Annotated in this window: 1 rRNA gene; it reads right to left on the bottom strand. The window is 40.8% G+C overall.

Going from position 1 to position 282, the window contains the following annotated elements:
* Positions 1–207: 207 nt before the first annotated feature.
* Positions 208–282 (bottom strand): 16S ribosomal RNA (locus Tmeso_RS16095); the annotation flags it as partial.

The following is a 282-nucleotide window of genomic DNA, read 5'->3' on the forward strand; positions in this document are numbered from 1 at the left end:
CTCTTGGTGCCAAGGCATCCGCCCTACGCCCTTAATAACTTAACCTTAATTTATTTAAATCTGTTCAATTTTCAAAGTACTACGCCATTCGCTATCGCGTCGGCTTAAGTACGTCGCCAACGAATTTTTAAATAAATTCCGTTGCTCAAAGTACTATTTTGAAGGTAATAAACCCTCAAAATTAAACAGTAGGTTATTTCTCCTTAGAAAGGAGGTGATCCAGCCGCACCTTCCGATACGGCTACCTTGTTACGACTTCACCCCAGTCATTGATTTCACCTT

It is taken from the genome of Tepidibacter mesophilus (assembly GCF_002724055.1).
Classification (GTDB): domain Bacteria; phylum Bacillota; class Clostridia; order Peptostreptococcales; family Peptostreptococcaceae; genus Tepidibacter_A; species Tepidibacter_A mesophilus.